We start from the raw sequence: 16,001 nt of genomic DNA, 5'->3' as shown, positions 1-16,001 counted from the left end.
CGCGCCTTACTCCGGCACAATCCATTCAACGCGGGTATGACCGGTGCCCGCTGGCACCAGTTTCTGATGCAGCCACGGCAGCAGCTCTTTCATCTGCTGCTCCAGCTTCCACGGCGGGTTAATCACAATCATGCCTGAGGCCGTCATGCCGCGCTGATCGCTGTCCGGGCGCACCGCCAGTTCAATCTGCAAAATATTACGGATGCCGGTCGCTTGCAGATCTTTGGTCATATGCTTGATCTGCTGGCGCATCACCACCGGATACCACAAGGCGTAAATGCCGGTGCCGAAGCGTTTGTGGCCTTCCTGAATACCCTTCACCACCGCCTGATAATCGCTTTTCATTTCATACGGCGGGTCGATCAGAATCAGGCCACGACGGGTTGGCGGCGGCAGTTTGGCTTTCAGCTGCTGATAACCATCGGCACGTTCGACGCGGGCGCGGCTGTCTTTGCTGAACTCGTTGCGCAGCAGCGGATAATCGCTGGAATGCAGCTCGGTAAGCTGCATTTTATCGTCCTCACGCAGCAGATAGCGCGCAATCAGCGGTGAACCTGGGTAGTAACGCAGGTTGCCGTGGGGATTCAGGTTACGAATCGCCGAGAAATACGGCTTCAGCAGTTCCGGTGCATCGGGCTGCTGCCAGATACGCGCGATGCCTTCCAGATATTCACCGGTACGCTCGGCGTGCTCACCGCTCAGCTGGTAACGTCCGGCACCGGCGTGGGTATCCAGATAGAGGAAAGGTTTATCCTTCTCCATCAGGGCGGTCAGGATCAGGCTCTCAACGGTATGTTTGAGCACGTCGGCATGGTTGCCGGCATGAAAACTGTGGCGATAACTCAGCATAAAAAAAGAGGGGTCCGCGGTTGGGTCAAAGAATTCAGAACTTCGTGTGTGGCGCGATTATAGCCGCGCTGGATAAAAATTGCTGACGTTTCGGGGCGGCATTGATTTTCCGGCGATCAGGCCGCATGTTAATAAGATTGCGTTGCGCGACCTGTCGCGCCCCACACCCTAAGAAAGGACTGCGCTTATGACCAATCCGTTACTCACGCCTTTTACGCTACCGCCATTTTCCGCCATCAAACCCGAACATGTGGTTCCCGCTGTCACCGCAGCGCTGGACGACTGCCGTGCGGCGGTCGAACGTGTCGTGGCGCAGGGCGCGCCTTATAGCTGGGAAAACCTGGTGCAGCCGCTGGCTGAAGTCGACGATCGTCTTGGTCGTATTTTCTCGCCGGTCAGCCATCTGAACTCGGTAAAAAACAGCCCGGAGCTGCGTGAAGCCTACGAGCAGACGCTGCCGCTGCTGTCAGAATACAGCACCTGGGTCGGTCAGCATGAAGGGCTGTATCAGGCCTATCGCAACCTGAAAGAGGGCGACAACTACGCCGCGCTGGATATCGCTCAGAAGAAAGCGGTGGATAACAGCCTGCGTGATTTTGAGCTGTCCGGCATTGGCCTGGATAAAGAAAAACAGAAACGCTACGGCGAAATCGCCGCGCGCCTGTCTGAACTGGGTTCGACTTACAGCAACAACGTACTCGACGCGACCATGGGCTGGAGCAAGCTGATCACCGAAGAAGCCGAGCTGGCCGGGATGCCGGAAAGCGCGCTGGCGGCAGCAAAAGCCCAGGCGGAAGCCAAAGAGCAGCAGGGCTGGCTGCTGACGCTGGATATCCCGAGCTATCTGCCGGTGATGACCTACTGCGACAACGCCGCGCTGCGTGAAGAGATGTATCGCGCCTATTCAACGCGTGCCTCCGATCAAGGCCCGAACGCGGGCAAATGGGATAACGGCCCGGTGATGGCGGAAGAGCTGGCGCTGCGCCACGAACTGGCTCAGCTGCTGGGCTTTGACTCCTTCGCCGACAAATCACTGGCGACTAAAATGGCGGAAAGCCCGTCGCAGGTGATCGACTTCCTGACCGACCTCGCCAAACGCGCGCGTCCGCAGGGTGAAAAAGAGCTGGCCCAGCTGCGCGCCTTCGCCAAAAAAGAGTTTGGCGTGGACGAGATGAATCCGTGGGATCTCAGCTACTACGGCGAAAAACAGAAGCAGCATCTGTACACCATCAGCGATGAACAGCTGCGTCCGTACTTCCCGGAAGCACGCGCGGTGAGCGGCCTGTTTGAAGTGGTGAAGCGTATCTACGGCATCAGCGCAAAAGAGCGTCACGATGTGGACGTGTATCACCCGGATGTGCGTTTCTTCGATCTGTTCGATGAAAGCGGTGAGCTGCGCGGCAGCTTCTATCTCGATCTCTACGCGCGTGAGCACAAACGCGGCGGCGCCTGGATGGACGATTGCGTCGGCCAGATGCGTAAAGCCGATGGCAGCCTGCAAAAGCCGGTGGCCTATCTCACCTGTAACTTTAACCGTCCGGTGCAGGGGAAACCCGCGCTGTTCACCCACGATGAAGTGACCACTCTGTTCCATGAGTTCGGCCACGGTCTGCATCATATGCTGACCCGCATCGAAACGCCGGGCGTGTCCGGTATCAGCGGTGTGCCGTGGGATGCGGTCGAGCTGCCGAGCCAGTTTATGGAAAACTGGTGCTGGGAGCCGGAAGCGCTGGCGTTTATCTCCGGCCACTATGAAACCGGCGAGCCGCTGCCGAAAGCGCTGCTGGATAAAATGCTGGCGGCGAAAAACTACCAGGCGGCGCTGTTTATCCTGCGTCAGCTGGAGTTCGGCCTGTTCGATTTCCGTCTGCATACCGAGTTCAACCCGGCGCAGGGCGCGCAAATCCTCGAAACCCTGCGCGAAGTGAAGAAGCAGGTTGCCGTGGTGCCCAGCCCGGAATGGGGTCGTTTCCCGCACGCCTTCAGCCATGTGTTTGCAGGCGGTTATGCCGCGGGTTACTACAGCTATCTGTGGGCCGATGTGCTGGCTGCCGACGCGTACTCGCGCTTCGAAGAAGAGGGGATTTTCAACCGCGAAACCGGTCAGTCGTTCCTCGACAACATCCTGACGCGCGGGGGTTCTGAGGAGCCAATGGAGCTGTTCAGACGCTTCCGTGGCCGTGAACCGCAGCTGGATGCGATGCTGGAACATTACGGGATTCAGGGATAAACCTGCTTGTGAAAATCGGTTTAGTTGATGAAACAGGCGCCGGAGACGGCGCCTTATTACATTTGGCGCAGCGCTGGGGCCTGGAGCAGGACGAGCACGCCACGCTGGCGCTGGTGCTGACGCCCAGCCAGCTTGAGCTGCGTAAACGCGATGAGCCAAAGCTGGGCGGCATTTTTGTTGATTTCGTCTCCGGCGCGATGGCGCACCGCCGTCGTTTTGGCGGCGGCCGTGGTGAGGCGGTGGCGAAAGCGGTCGGTATCAAGGGCGATTATCTGCCGGATGTGGTCGATGCCACTGCCGGATTAGGACGGGATGCCTTTGTGCTGGCGGCGCTGGGCTGTCGGGTCCGTATGCTGGAGCGTCATCCGGTTGTGGCGGCGCTGCTGGAGGATGGTTTGCGCCGTGGTTACGACGACCCGGAGATTGGCGGCTGGCTGCGCGAGCGGCTGACGCTGTTGCATGTGGTGAGTCAGCAGGCGCTGAGCGATATCACACCTGCGCCCGACGTGGTGTATCTCGACCCGATGTATCCACATCGGCAGAAAAGCGCCATGGTGAAGAAGGAGATGCGGGTGTTTCAGTCGCTGGTGGGCGCGGATGACGATGCGGATGCGCTGCTGGAACCGGCGCGTCGCCTGGCGAAGAAACGTATCGTGGTGAAGCGCCCGGATTACGCCCCGCCATTAGCCGGGGTGGTGACGCAGTCGGCGGTGGTGACCAAAAGCCATCGGTTTGATATCTATCCGCCGTTATGAAAAAAGGTCGGCATTAATGCCGACCAGGCAGGACCATTTTTGTAGGGTCGGCATTGATGCCGACCAGGCAGGATTACTCGTCCTCTTCATCGCGCAGCGGCACAATCAACATATCGATATGCACCGTGTTGATCAGCTGGCGCGCTGACGACATCAGCTTGCTCCAGAAGTCCTGATGGTGACCACACACCACCAAATCCACATCATATTTTTTAATCGCATCCACCAGCACCTGGCCCAGATCGCCGCTGCCGCTCAGAGTTTCACTGATCGGATAACCGGCGTTGGTCGAAAGCTCTTTCAGCGCGGTATGCGTCTCTTCAGAAATTCGTTTCTGCATGTCGCCGAGGTTAACGTCAATCAGCCCGGTGTACAGGTCGGAATAATTGACATCAACGTGGATCAGCGAAATTTTCGCATCATAGGGACGTGCCAGTGAGACCGCTTTGGCGACCAGCAACTGGCTTTCCGGAGAAAGGTCTACTGCAATCAGGATGTGTTTATAAGCCATGATATAACTCCTTTCACAAGATTCTGGGGGCAACCCGAATTCCTGCCACGTCACGGCTGGCGAAATCCTTTGCGCATAACGGCGGTAAGCGCCACCCATCGAGATTTATGCCCTGCAGGCGGTTTGTTGTTATGTTTTCAGTATAGCCAGAGTTGTTAACAAATGCTGCAAGGTGCAATGCCCCTGTGAGGAAGATCAAGGGTTATCGTTATTTTCTCTCGCCATGAACGAAAATCATCGCTGGAAAAATTTTAACCAGATCTCCTACACTGAAAATGACGGTCACGCTTTTGCTGGTACTGACCCTCAGTTCGCAAAAAAACAACGTAATTCGAATCATTCAGTGGATGGCTTTCTCGTGGGGCGTTTTCAGCGTTACCCCGCTGTGCGCGTCTCCGTGGCTCCAGCCGGGAGGGGAACATGATCAGCACTATCGCGCTTTTTTGGGCTCTGTGTGTGGTTTGTCTGGTGAATATGGCGCGCTACTTCTCTTCTCTGCGCTCATTGCTGGCGGTGCTGCGCGGTTGCGACCCGTTGCTGTATCAATATGTTGATGGTGCAGGTTTTTTCACCTCTCATGGCCAGCCCAGCAAACAGGTGCGTCTGGTGCGCTATATCTGGGATCGGCGTTATCGCGATCATCACGACGACGAGTTTATTCGTCGCTGCGAACGGGTGCGCGGACAATTTGTCCTGACCAGCGGATTGTGTGGGCTGGTCATTATCAGTCTGATTGCGATGGCTATCTGGCAATAAAAAAGGGCGACATTGCTGTCGCCCTTTGGTGTGTCAGTTGCTGCGGGATTAAATCAGCTTGAGTGAAATCCAGTACAGCGCACCTGACAGCACAATACACACCGGCAGGGTGAACACCCACGCCATAGCGATATTCTTGATGGTACGGCTTTGCAGGCCGCCGCCATCCACCAGCATGGTTCCGGCGACCGACGACGACAGGATGTGCGTCGTGGAAACCGGCATACCGGTGTAGCTGGCGATACCAATTGAAACCGCCGCAGTCACCTGCGCCGACATGCCCTGTGCGTAGGTCATGCCTTTTTTACCGATCTTCTCACCGATGGTGGTCGCCACACGACGCCAGCCAATCATGGTACCCACGCCCAACGCTAACGCGACGGCCATGATGATCCACACGGGCGCGTACTCAATGGTACCCAGCAGATCGCCTTTCAGCTTATTCAGGAAGCGCTGATCGTCGGCGCTGGTTTCCGGCAGCTTAGCGGCTTTATCAGCGGTATCGGAGATACACAGCAGCAGGCGACGCATCTGGCTGCGCTGGTCAACCGTCAACTGATCGTAGCTTTGCAGGTTGTTGAGCAGACCCTGCGCACGCTGAATCGCGGGCAGCGCACGGGCGCTGTCGCAATGGAACTCATGCGGGCCGTTGGTGGTTTCTTCCGGCGCAGGCACCGCAGGCGGCGCCATCTGCACGATGTGCGTCAGCGTTGCGCTGTGCTGCTGGTAGTACTGCTCCAGATGATTCACCGCGTCACGCGTGCGGGTGATGTCATAACCGGAAGCATTCATATTGACGACAAAGCCAGCCGGAGCGACGCCGATCAATACCAGCATGATCAGGCCAATGCCTTTCTGACCATCGTTCGCACCGTGTGAATAGCTCACGCCAATGGCGGAGACAATCAGGGCAATCCGTGTCCAGAAGGGCGGCTTTTTCTTGCCGTCGATTTTCTCGCGATCGGCCGGTGTCATATGAATGCGTGAGCGTTTGGTGGTACCGCTCCAGTAACGACGCAGCAGGAAAATCAGGCTACCCGCAATCACCATACCGACAATCGGCGACAGAATCAGTGAAAGGAAGATATTGAGAACTTTAGGCAGGTTGAGCGCGTCAACCACCGAGGTTCCGGTCATCATGGCATTGGTGAGACCGATACCGATAATGGCACCAATCAGGGTATGGGAGCTGGAGGCCGGCAGACCAAGATACCAGGTGCCGAGGTTCCAGATGATCGCAGCCAGCAGCATGGAAAACACCATGGCGAGGCCGTGAGCTGAACCGACATTCAGCAGCAGGTCGGTTGGCAGCATATGAACGATGGCGTAGGCCACGCTCAAACCACCCAGCAAAACACCAAAAAAGTTGAAAACACCTGCCATCACAACCGCCAGCTGCGCCCGCATCGCACGGGTGTAGATAACTGTCGCGACCGCGTTGGCTGTGTCGTGGAAACCGTTGATTGCTTCATAAAACAATACGAACAGCAGGGCAAGAACCAATAACAGGCCGGTACTCAGGTCAAGACCAGCAAACAGATGTAGCATAAACGTTACGCCATTTAGGAGGACATGAACGCGGCGCATTATCCGCGACAACATGCTGTATGGGAAAGGGAAATATAGTCTTTTTTTGTCTTAAAGTTGTAACCTGCACGGTAAAACAAGGGAAAAAGGCCTAAATATGAGTCAGTTACAATATGACATATTTACGGCATTTTTTTGACGCTGGCATCAAAGTGTACAGATCACTACAATCAGCGCCTTTCGGGTGAAACGGGTTAAAGCAGTGGAAAAGTTCGACGTTATCGTTATTGGTGCCGGTGCCGCTGGCATGTTTTGCGCCGCGCAGGCCGGACAGCGTGGGCGTCGCGTGCTGCTGCTGGATAACGGCAAAAAAGCGGGCCGCAAGATCCTGATGTCGGGCGGTGGTCGCTGCAACTTCACCAATATGTACACCGAACCCGCTGCCTACCTTTCGCACAATCCGCACTTCTGCAAATCGGCGCTGGCGCGTTATACCCAGTGGGATTTTATCGACCTGGTGAATCGCCACGGCATTGCTTATCACGAGAAAACGCTCGGCCAGCTGTTCTGTGACGACTCCGCGCAGCAGATTGTCGATATGCTGCTGGCCGAGTGTGAGGCCGGGCAGGTCACGCTGCGGTTGCGTAGCGAAGTGCTGAGCGTACAGCGTGACGAGCAGGGCTACACCCTGCAACTGAACGGCGCGACCGTGCAGGCTGAAAAGCTGGTGATTGCCTGCGGCGGTCTGTCGATGCCGGGGCTGGGCGCTTCGCCGTTCGGCTACAAAGTGGCGGAGCAGTTTGGTCTGAAGGTGTTCCCGACGCGTGCGGCGCTGGTGCCCTTTACCCTGCATAAGCCATTGCTGGAGCAGCTGAATACGCTGTCTGGCGTCGCTTTACCGACCACCATCACCGCCCAGGACGGCACGCTGTTTAAAGAAGCGATGCTGTTCACTCATCGCGGGCTGTCCGGCCCGGCGGTGTTGCAGATTTCCAGCTACTGGCAGCCGGGCGAGTTCGTCACCGTCGATTTATCTCCCGCCACGCCGCTGGATGACATCATCAATGTGCAACGCGACGCGCATCCGAACCTCAGCCTGAAAAACAGCCTGGCGAAGATTCTGCCGAAACGGCTGGTGGAAGTGTTGCAGGCGCTAAATCAGATCCCGGACGTGACGCTGAAGCAGCTCAACAGCAAGCAGCAGAGCGAACTGGTGCAGACGCTGCATCAGTGGCGCGTGCAGCCGAACGGCACGGAAGGTTATCGCACGGCTGAAGTCACCCTGGGGGGCGTGGACACCACGCAGCTGTCGTCAAAAACCATGGAAGCGCGTGATGTGCCTGGTTTGTATTTTATCGGCGAAGTGGTAGATGTTACCGGCTGGCTCGGCGGTTATAACTTCCAGTGGGCCTGGAGTTCGGCCTGGGCGTGTGCGCAGGCGTTGTAACCGGCGCTGAGGTGGCAAAACGCAATTGCCTTGCCGGTCAACTGACCATTGATGAAGTCATGGACCAGGCTGAAGTGGGTTTTTGGTCAGTATGGTATCTGGTTTTCCGCCAGATCCCCGCAGTGGCAGCCGCCTTAGAATCGCTGCATCCAAAGACAGAAATTCATCGTCCCTGAGAATCAACCGGAAAGCGCAATAGCTGCCCGATTGGGAGCGACCGCAGCCGCTCCCGGAAAGGTTATTTCGCGCCTTCCGCCATCCGCACCAGCAATTTGAAGGCGTTCTCAAACGCAGACGGCGTCGCGCAACCCTGACCATAAAGGTTGTACGCCGTGCCGTGGTTAGCGGTGGCGATCGGAATGGGCAGGCCGCCCTGCACCGTAATGCCGCGCTCAAAGCCGAGCATCTTCAGCGCGGTGGCGAACTGGTCGTGGTACATCGAGACCACCGCGTTCAGCTGTAGCGTTTCCATCGCCTTATAGGTGGTATCACCGGGATAAGGGCCATAAACATCAATTCCCTGCGCGCGCACTTTCTCCATGGCAGGCTTGATAATTGTCTGTTCTTCATCGCCAAACAGGCCATTCTCGCCACCGTGCGGATTCAGCGCCTGCACGGCGATTTTCGGTTGGGCGATCCCCGCCTGGCGCAGGGTGCGGTCCATCAGGGTGATGGTGGCGGCTATGCCGTCGATGGTCAGGTTGCTGACGATATCGCGGAACGGGATATGCGAAGTGGCGCGCCCTGCCCACAGATCATCCACCACGTTCACTTCGCAGCAGAACTCGTTAAAATTCAGCAGCTCGGCAAACCAGTGCAGCTCGTCGCGATGCTGTAACCCGCCCATATGCATCGCCTGCTTGTTCAGCGGAGCAAAACAGATTCCCGATGTGATGCCCTGCTGCGTCAGCTCCACTGCTTTTTTCAGCGTTTCGAGGATATAAACGCCGCTCTGCTCCGTGGCATGGCCGTACTCAAACGGCGTGCGCTGGCTCCAGTCGTGGTTGAGTAGCACCGGTTTGCCGTCGCGGAACGTCAGATTGTCGGTGCTGCTGATCTCGCGATAGGGGAAGGTGACGCCAGCGATGGCGATCCCTTTCTCCAGTTCGGCGCGATCGGCAATGATGATGATATTCGCCAGTGCGCGATAAGCAGGCTGAGAGAGCACTTTGGCGACCAGCTCAGGACCGATGCCAGCCGGATCGCCCAGGACTAAAGAGATGGTTGCTTTGGTCATAATCGTTTTCCTTAGTGATAAGCGGTTTTGCCTGACGGTGCGTCCGCGCGCGGGGCCTGGTCGTCAGACAGGGGGATATCGGGGCGCATAAAGAAGGTCAGAACAATGCCGACCAGCAGCAGCCCCACGGAACCATAGAAGGGCAGGCTCCAGTTGCCGGTTTTATCGATAATGATGCCGAACAGAATCGGCGAAATGATGCCCGCCACCGCCGATCCGGCGTTCACCAGACCACTCGCCACGCCGACATATTTCGGCGTAATGTCCATCGGCACTGCCCAGATCGGCCCGATGGTCAGCTCCAGACAGAAAAACGCCAGGCCGAGGCAGATGGTGATGGTGGTCATATCGGTGGAATTGATCACCGGAATCAGCAGCAGCAGCGCACTGAGAAAGCTGAAGATGATCACGTTGCGGCGCGCGGCCACCACGTTGCCGCTGCTTTTGAGGATTTTATCGCTGACGATGCCGCCCACGGTGTTGCCCACCACGCCGGAAAGGAAGACCGCCGAGGTAAAGAGCGCCGACGATTTCAGATCCATGCCGCGGCCATTCATAAAGAAGGTCGGCAGCCAGGTGAAGAACAGCCAGCCGGTCCAGCCGTAGCAGAAGTAAACGCCCATGGTTGGCCCAATGCGTTTCAGCAGCGCTTTCCACGGCGTGGGCTGGCGTACTTTGGCATCGATACTGGCACCCAGCTCCGGCAATGCCTCGCGTTCCTCATCAGACAGGGTGGCAATCTCGTGCGGGTTATCGCGGAAACCGCGGACCCACATCACCAGCCAGACCGCGGTGAGCACCCCCAGCGCGATAAAGGAGAAGCGCCAGGAGTGCATCATTACCAGCACCGCAACCAGCGAAGGGGCGACGGCGTTACCGAGGCGGGAGAAGGAGTGGGTAATGCCCTGCACAAAACCGCGCTTTTCCCGGCGGAACCAGAAGGTAATGGCTCGCGCCTGCGACGGCAGCGCGGCGCCTTCCCCCACACCCAGCAGCAGCCGCGACAGAAACAGCGAAACAAAGCCACCGGCGAACCCGGTGCAGATGGTCGCAACCACCCAGATGCTGCCGCACAGGATGATGGTGAGGCGTGCGCCAAAGCGGTCGGTAAACCAGCCGCCGATAATCTGAAACACCAGGTAGGTATAGGCAAAGGCAGAGAAGATCAGACCCAGATCGGTATTACTCAGTCCAAGATCGGTTTTGATCAGGCCAGCCGCGGTAGAGAGGTTAACGCGGTCAACGTACATTAAAAACGACAGGGCGCAGAACAGCGCCAGCACCCGGGTACTGGTTTTAGATTTCATGGGTTTCCCTCGAGAAGGAGAATGGGGAGGCGCTATTCAGCCTCTTGCCAGCAACGGCTTACGCCAGGACGGCAGCGATTTCCGGTCACCGGCATCGTTACAAAAGAACATGTGTTGAGCATTTGTTAGTATTTATCGCTGAATTTTGCCTTGATGGTTGTGATGATGATCACAACTGGTGGGCGGATAAGTTAACGATCCTGAAGAATGTGAGCGATATCTCATGGGGATAGCGAGAAAAAGAACATATGTTCAGATATTGATTAAATGAATAACAAATGAACGGCTATGAGGGGGCAGGGGAAATTGAGCGGGGGATGTCTGAATGAGGCAGCCGGTTAAGCATCAACGCAAGGGTTGATGCTTTTTCGGCGTATCAGGGCAACTTTAAATTGATCAGATAATCATACTGGATGCGCGAAATATCCAGCGGGTCCACGCCTTCAAAGTAGACTTTCATAAACATGCCGGGTTGTCCGATAATATCCACGCGCTGATAAGGATAAGCCAGAAAGCGTCCCAGGATTTGCTGAATATCATCAGCATGGTTGCCGGGAATAGCATTCTTGCCCGTCACATTTTGTTCAAAACGCAGCGGATTATCTTCATCCGGCTTATATTGCGCGCGTTTGACGTAAACTTCATTTCTGAATTCGCCAAACGCGTTGTGCGTGGTATTGAATAAATCGGCCAGGGTTTTGATATGTGACGCCACCTGATTTACGAATAGCGTTTTCTTGCTGAGATAATGTGAACTCATACCGGTGATCGCAGTGACCCCTAAGGGTACCGCATTCCTGCCCAGGATACTGCCGAGGCTGGAACCCAGCCCGGCCCATAATCCGGCGGTAAGCACGATGGCACCGGCACCCAGCCCGCTTTTGGTGTAATTATCCACATCCTGAACGCGTAAGCGATTGCCGACGACCCGGTTATCCATATGGGTAATTCTTCCCGCCGGCCGTTGTCCGGTTTCGATATCGGTGGAGCGCAGTCGACGGTTGGTCTGATCTTTGTAATCGCCGAGTGAATACGCGATAACGCTGGTCTCCGTTTTCGCCAGGCGATATACCTCGTCCGGCGAAAGGGTTCTGACAAAAATCAGCGTCTCGTTCATAATATCGTGGGTCAAAAAATTGGCTGACACGCGGTTATTTAATTCGGGTTGTAATGTCAGTGCTAAGACTTCATGTGATTTAGGAAATGCCATAACGCCCCCGTCATCTCGTTGCGTTCCGTAACGTGATTAACTTTCTTTGTTCTGCTTAATATCCCATCCCATCTGGGTCGAGGCGCCTTTATTCCCCTGCGACGTCTGCTCCCAATATTCCATCGCCACTTTGCTGGCCTGGAAAGAGTATTCCATCCCGAGGGTGGAGCCGTGCGCCACGCCGATATATTCGGTTTGCGTTACCAGCACCTCTTCCAGCGTAATCAGGGTATATTCCACTTCCTGGCCACCCGCTTTGCAGACTGACAGCTGCACTTTGGCGAGGTGTTTGCCGTTGGAGCAATATTTCAATATGGCCGGCGTTGCCTTATCAATCAGCGCCTGCACGGTCAGATCGCGGTAATTCACTTTTCCGGCGCCGCCGCCGCCGCCCACGGCCATATTGCCGGGCTGCCTGGCTCCCCAGTTAAATGAATAGACATCAATCCAGTTTTTGTGATTCGCATTTTCCGACTCACCATTGATGCCATCAATCTTTAAAAAAATATCTATCGCCATCGCTGTTTCACCATCGCCTTATTCGGTTATCCGGTCGCAGAGCCTGCTTAGCTTTCTTTATTTTGTTTAATATCCCAGGCCGATTTGCTTTCCGCGCCTTTGGTACCGCTTTCGCTCTGTTCCCAGTAACTCATGGAGACTTTGGAGGCCTGGAAGGCGTAATCCACCACGATGGTGTCGCTCTGGCCGACGCCGTTAAAATCCGTTTGCGTGACCAGCACATCCTCCAGGGTGATCGTTGAATATTCCACCTGGCTGCCGCCCGCCTTACAAATTGACAGCTCCACTTTGTCGACATGCTTGCCGCTGGAGCAATATTTCAGAATCGCGGGGGTCGATTTATCAATCAGCGCCTTGACGCTCAGATCACGGTAAGCGACTTTCCCGGCACCGCCGCCGCCGCCGACTGACATATTTCCGGGCTGCGAGGCGCCCCAGTTAAAGGAGAGCACATCGGTCCATCCGGTGTGATTGCTGTCCTTTGATTCACCCGTCGTTCCATCAACTTTCAAATAAATATCAATAGCCATTACCTGATTCCCAATTGTTTTTTCGTGAGAGATGAGTGGAATTTTTATCCCGGTCTGTTACGCAACAATGACGCAGCGAATTGTCGCGCCAATGAATTTAAAGGGATTTCTGTCATAAAAGTGTCACTTCTGAATCAGGTTACGCATTATTTCCTTCCAATGACGTCACTTGCTTCTCCGTTGACTGGTACTAAATAGCGCTTCGGTTTGGTGATAAAACACCCTGACACATTAGTAAAATTTATCACGACTTCATGTCAATAAATTAACAGTCTTAACGCTTTGATTGAGATGATTCCGAAACTGTCGGCGGTGTGAATGCAGCCTGGCGGGAAGGAGCGACGGAGATGCGAGAAAGTCCGCCGGGGAGGCGGACCTGAGTCAGAGATCAGCGAACGCCTCAATCGGCGGCATTCCACGCGCAGCAAGAAAATCCAGTACGCGGCGCGGCGAGACATTCAGTACACGCTCGTCAGGAAATGCCACGTCATCGAGTATTTTCTGGCACTGCGTGAAATCACCGAGGGTAAACGCGCTATGGGAATCGCTGCCGAGAGAAATCCAGCCGCCATGTTCACGCACCGCAGCAACAATCGCCCGACAGTTTGGTCCGCTGCCGTGACGGGAATGGACGAACGAGGCGTTATTCACCTCAAGAGCGACGTTATAGCGCGCAGCGGCGGCGGCGATCGCCGGGATATCGACCGGATATTCCGGGTTGCCGGGATGGCTGATGATATGCACCTTGCCACTCGCCATAGCGGCGATCATCGCATCGGTGTTGGCGCTTTTCGCGGCAGGTGCGAACACCTGTTTATGGAATCCGGCGATGATCAAATCCAGCGCGGCGCGCATTTTGTCGCTGCAATCGGTATCGCCATTGGCTTTGATATTGGCCTCGATACCGCGCAGGATGCCGACGCCTGAGACCAGGCGCGGCAAAATACGCAGATTGGAGAAATGAAACGCGTGCGGCGCATCAACCATCTCCGGGCCGTGATCGGTAATGGCGATCAGCTTCAATCCCTGGTTTACCGCTGCGGCGAGGTAGTCGTGCACCGTACTGTAGGCGTGGGTGCTGGCGACGGTATGCATATGTAAATCAACCGGATAAAACGGTTTTTTCGTCATTGCAGCAGCCCCCGCGCCTGACGCAGAAGGTTTTCCGTGGTGATCCCGAAGGTGTCGTACAACTGCTCCGCGGGGGCCGATTCGCCGAAGGTGGTCATCCCCAGTACCGCGCCATCCAGCCCGACGTATTTGAACCAGTAATCAACGATCCCGGCTTCAATCGCCAGGCGGGCTTTCACCGCTTTTGGCAACACCGCTTCACGGTATGCCGCGTCCTGTTGGTCGAATACGTCGGTGGAAGGCATCGACACCACGCGCGCCTGCACCCCCTCGGCCGACAGCTGTTGCCAGGCCGCGACCGCCAGCGCCACTTCAGAACCGGTGGCGATAAGGATGATCTGTGGTGTCCCGGCGCAGTTATGCAGAACGTAGCCGCCGCGCGCAATATCCTGCACCTGCTGCGCGTTACGCGGCTGCTGGGCGAGATTTTGCCGCGAGAAAATCAGCGCCGTCGGGCCGTCGTGGCGCTCCACGCCATATTTCCACGCCACCGCAGACTCCACCTGATCGCACGGCCGCCAGGTACTGAGATTCGGCGTAACGCGCAGTGACGCCAGCTGCTCCACCGGCTGGTGCGTCGGACCATCTTCGCCAAGGCCAATCGAATCATGGGTATAAATCATCACCTGACGTTGCTTCATCAGCGCCGCCATCCGCACCGCGTTGCGGGCATACTCGACAAACATCAGGAAGGTGGAGGTGTAGGGCAGGAAGCCGCCATGCAGTGCAATGCCATTGGCGATGGCGGTCATACCAAATTCACGCACGCCATAGTGGATGTAGTTGCCCGCCGCATCGTCGTTAATCGCCTGCGAACCGGACCATAACGTCAGGTTACTCGGCGCAAGATCTGCCGATCCGCCGAGAAATTCCGGTAGCCAGTGACCGAAGGCTTCGAGGGTATTCTGCGATGCCTTGCGGCTGGCGATATTGGCCGGATTGGCCTGCAATTGCTCAACGAACGCCTGCGCCTGGGCGGTGAAATCGTCCGGCAGTTCGCCCTGCATACGACGGGTAAATTCGCAGGCGTCCTGCGGGAACTGCCGGGCGTAGGCGGCAAAGGTTTCCTGCCATGCCGCCTCTTTTGTCTGACCGGCCTCACGCGCATCCCAGGCGGCGTAAATCCCGGCTGGGATCACAAAGGGGGGATGAGGCCACGCCAGCGCCTCGCGGGTTGCCGTCACTTCTGCCTCGCCGAGCGGCGCGCCATGCACGTCGTGGCTGCCCGCTTTGTTGGGCGAACCGAAACCTATCACCGTTTTGCACATCAGCAGCGAGGGGCGATCGCCGGCCGCACGCGCCATATCAATGGCTTGCTGGATGGCGTGGGCATCGTGACCATCAACATTACGTACCACCTGCCAGCCATAGGCCTCAAAGCGTTTAGCCGTATCGTCGGTAAACCAGCCTTCCACGTTACCGTCGATGGAAATACCGTTATCGTCGTAGAACGCAATCAGCTTGCCGAGCTTTAGGGTGCCTGCCAGAGAGCAAACTTCATGCGAAATACCCTCCATCATGCAGCCATCGCCCATAAACACGTAAGTATGATGATCGACAATCGGGTGGCCGGGGCGATTGAACTGCGCCGCCAGGGTTTTTTCCGCGATCGCCATCCCCACGGCATTGGCAATGCCTTGCCCAAGCGGGCCGGTGGTGGTCTCTACGCCGGGCGTATAACCCACTTCCGGATGGCCGGGGGTTTTTGCATGTAACTGGCGAAAACGCTGTAATTCCGCCATCGGTAAATCGTAGCCGGAGAGGTGCAGCAGGCTGTAAAGCAGCATCGAACCATGCCCGTTGGAGAGAACAAAACGGTCGCGGTTCGCCCAGCCAGGATTGGCTGGATTGTGGTTCAGATTGTCACGCCACAACACTTCCGCGATATCCGCCATCCCCATCGGCGCGCCTGGATGCCCGGATTTTGCCTGCTGCACCGCATCAATACTCAGGAACCGAATGGCATTCGCCAGCGTTTTTCTGGATAACATG

Annotated in this window: 15 protein-coding genes; 5 read left to right on the top strand and 10 right to left on the bottom strand. The window is 56.4% G+C overall.

Features of this window, described 5'->3' with window-relative positions; all coding sequences use genetic code 11:
* Nucleotides 1-6: 6 nt before the first annotated feature.
* Nucleotides 7-849 (bottom strand): 23S rRNA (adenine(2030)-N(6))-methyltransferase RlmJ, encoded by an 843-nt coding sequence (locus AC6I8V_RS19060; protein WP_497843734.1) that lies wholly within the window; start codon nt 847-849, stop codon nt 7-9.
* 187 nt (nt 850-1,036) lie between these two features.
* On the opposite strand from AC6I8V_RS19060, the gene prlC reads away from it, so the two are divergent.
* Complete coding sequence (prlC, locus tag AC6I8V_RS19055; protein ID WP_497843733.1) at nt 1,037-3,079, top strand: oligopeptidase A; 2,043 nt, start codon at nt 1,037-1,039, stop codon at nt 3,077-3,079.
* Nucleotides 3,080-3,087: 8 nt separating this feature from the next.
* Nucleotides 3,088-3,834 carry a 16S rRNA (guanine(1516)-N(2))-methyltransferase RsmJ gene (rsmJ, locus tag AC6I8V_RS19050; protein ID WP_497843732.1) on the top strand — a complete coding sequence of 249 codons (747 nt, stop codon included), beginning with the start codon at nt 3,088-3,090 and terminating at the stop codon, nt 3,832-3,834.
* 73 nt (nt 3,835-3,907) lie between these two features.
* Here the strand turns inward: rsmJ and uspA are convergent, their stop codons facing one another.
* Nucleotides 3,908-4,345 (bottom strand): universal stress protein UspA, encoded by a 438-nt coding sequence (uspA, locus tag AC6I8V_RS19045; protein WP_497843731.1) that lies wholly within the window; start codon nt 4,343-4,345, stop codon nt 3,908-3,910.
* A gap of 420 nt (nt 4,346-4,765) precedes the next feature.
* Here uspA and uspB point away from each other — a divergent pair, with 420 nt between their 5' ends.
* Entirely contained in the window at nt 4,766-5,101 is a 336-nt protein-coding gene (gene uspB / locus AC6I8V_RS19040) for a universal stress protein UspB (protein WP_497843730.1), read from the top strand.
* A 48-nt stretch (nt 5,102-5,149) separates the two neighbouring features.
* Here the strand turns inward: uspB and pitA are convergent, their stop codons facing one another.
* On the bottom strand, nt 5,150-6,649 hold the full coding sequence (gene pitA, locus AC6I8V_RS19035) for an inorganic phosphate transporter PitA (protein WP_497843729.1): 1,500 nt from the start codon (nt 6,647-6,649) through the stop codon (nt 5,150-5,152).
* Between the two features lie 241 nt (nt 6,650-6,890).
* Here pitA and AC6I8V_RS19030 point away from each other — a divergent pair, with 241 nt between their 5' ends.
* Together AC6I8V_RS19030 and AC6I8V_RS19025 are read left to right on the top strand one after the other, a co-directional pair.
* Nucleotides 6,891-8,075 carry a BaiN/RdsA family NAD(P)/FAD-dependent oxidoreductase gene (locus AC6I8V_RS19030; protein ID WP_497843728.1) on the top strand — a complete coding sequence of 395 codons (1,185 nt, stop codon included), beginning with the start codon at nt 6,891-6,893 and terminating at the stop codon, nt 8,073-8,075.
* A gap of 11 nt (nt 8,076-8,086) precedes the next feature.
* Nucleotides 8,087-8,251, top strand: a complete 165-nt coding sequence (locus tag AC6I8V_RS19025; protein ID WP_497843727.1) for a hypothetical protein — start codon at nt 8,087-8,089, stop codon at nt 8,249-8,251.
* Between the two features lie 62 nt (nt 8,252-8,313).
* Here the strand turns inward: AC6I8V_RS19025 and AC6I8V_RS19020 are convergent, their stop codons facing one another.
* The 7 genes from AC6I8V_RS19020 to tkt all read right to left on the bottom strand — a co-directional run bounded on the left by AC6I8V_RS19020 (nt 8,314) and on the right by tkt (nt 16,000).
* Nucleotides 8,314-9,312 carry a 4-hydroxythreonine-4-phosphate dehydrogenase PdxA gene (locus AC6I8V_RS19020; protein WP_497843726.1) on the bottom strand — a complete coding sequence of 333 codons (999 nt, stop codon included), beginning with the start codon at nt 9,310-9,312 and terminating at the stop codon, nt 8,314-8,316.
* A gap of 11 nt (nt 9,313-9,323) precedes the next feature.
* Nucleotides 9,324-10,619, bottom strand: coding sequence for an MFS transporter (locus tag AC6I8V_RS19015; protein WP_497843725.1), 1,296 nt, complete (start codon nt 10,617-10,619; stop codon nt 9,324-9,326).
* A gap of 376 nt (nt 10,620-10,995) precedes the next feature.
* Nucleotides 10,996-11,736 (bottom strand): hypothetical protein, encoded by a 741-nt coding sequence (locus AC6I8V_RS19010; RefSeq protein ID WP_497843724.1) that lies wholly within the window; start codon nt 11,734-11,736, stop codon nt 10,996-10,998.
* Nucleotides 11,737-11,865: 129 nt separating this feature from the next.
* On the bottom strand, nt 11,866-12,348 hold the full coding sequence (locus AC6I8V_RS19005) for an Hcp family type VI secretion system effector (RefSeq protein WP_497843723.1): 483 nt from the start codon (nt 12,346-12,348) through the stop codon (nt 11,866-11,868).
* Between the two features lie 47 nt (nt 12,349-12,395).
* Nucleotides 12,396-12,878 carry an Hcp family type VI secretion system effector gene (locus tag AC6I8V_RS19000; RefSeq protein WP_497843722.1) on the bottom strand — a complete coding sequence of 161 codons (483 nt, stop codon included), beginning with the start codon at nt 12,876-12,878 and terminating at the stop codon, nt 12,396-12,398.
* Between the two features lie 381 nt (nt 12,879-13,259).
* A complete protein-coding gene (locus tag AC6I8V_RS18995) occupies nt 13,260-14,009 on the bottom strand; it encodes a phosphatase (protein WP_497843721.1) in 750 nt (249 codons plus the stop codon).
* Nucleotides 14,006-16,000 carry a transketolase gene (gene tkt / locus AC6I8V_RS18990; RefSeq protein ID WP_497843720.1) on the bottom strand — a complete coding sequence of 665 codons (1,995 nt, stop codon included), beginning with the start codon at nt 15,998-16,000 and terminating at the stop codon, nt 14,006-14,008. The genes AC6I8V_RS18995 and tkt overlap by 4 nt, the downstream gene beginning before the upstream one ends.
* Between the last annotated feature and the right edge of the window lies 1 nt (nt 16,001).

It is taken from the genome of Pantoea sp. X-Soil-TKNS-1207, from assembly GCF_059730485.1.
This window is presented reverse-complemented; position numbering and strand designations above follow the sequence as displayed.

Coding starts and splice junctions, on each gene's coding strand:
- AC6I8V_RS19060 (WP_497843734.1), bottom strand. CDS start 849: ATGCTGAGTTATCGCCACAGTTTTCATGCCGGCAACCATGCCGACGTG.
- prlC (WP_497843733.1), top strand. CDS start 1,037: ATGACCAATCCGTTACTCACGCCTTTTACGCTACCGCCATTTTCCGCC.
- uspA (WP_497843731.1), bottom strand. CDS start 4,345: ATGGCTTATAAACACATCCTGATTGCAGTAGACCTTTCTCCGGAAAGC.
- uspB (WP_497843730.1), top strand. CDS start 4,766: ATGATCAGCACTATCGCGCTTTTTTGGGCTCTGTGTGTGGTTTGTCTG.
- pitA (WP_497843729.1), bottom strand. CDS start 6,649: ATGCTACATCTGTTTGCTGGTCTTGACCTGAGTACCGGCCTGTTATTG.
- AC6I8V_RS19020 (WP_497843726.1), bottom strand. CDS start 9,312: ATGACCAAAGCAACCATCTCTTTAGTCCTGGGCGATCCGGCTGGCATC.
- AC6I8V_RS19015 (WP_497843725.1), bottom strand. CDS start 10,619: ATGAAATCTAAAACCAGTACCCGGGTGCTGGCGCTGTTCTGCGCCCTG.
- AC6I8V_RS19010 (WP_497843724.1), bottom strand. CDS start 11,736: ATGAACGAGACGCTGATTTTTGTCAGAACCCTTTCGCCGGACGAGGTA.
- AC6I8V_RS19005 (WP_497843723.1), bottom strand. CDS start 12,348: ATGGCGATAGATATTTTTTTAAAGATTGATGGCATCAATGGTGAGTCG.
- AC6I8V_RS19000 (WP_497843722.1), bottom strand. CDS start 12,878: ATGGCTATTGATATTTATTTGAAAGTTGATGGAACGACGGGTGAATCA.
- AC6I8V_RS18995 (WP_497843721.1), bottom strand. CDS start 14,009: ATGACGAAAAAACCGTTTTATCCGGTTGATTTACATATGCATACCGTC.
- tkt (WP_497843720.1), bottom strand. CDS start 16,000: ATGTTATCCAGAAAAACGCTGGCGAATGCCATTCGGTTCCTGAGTATT.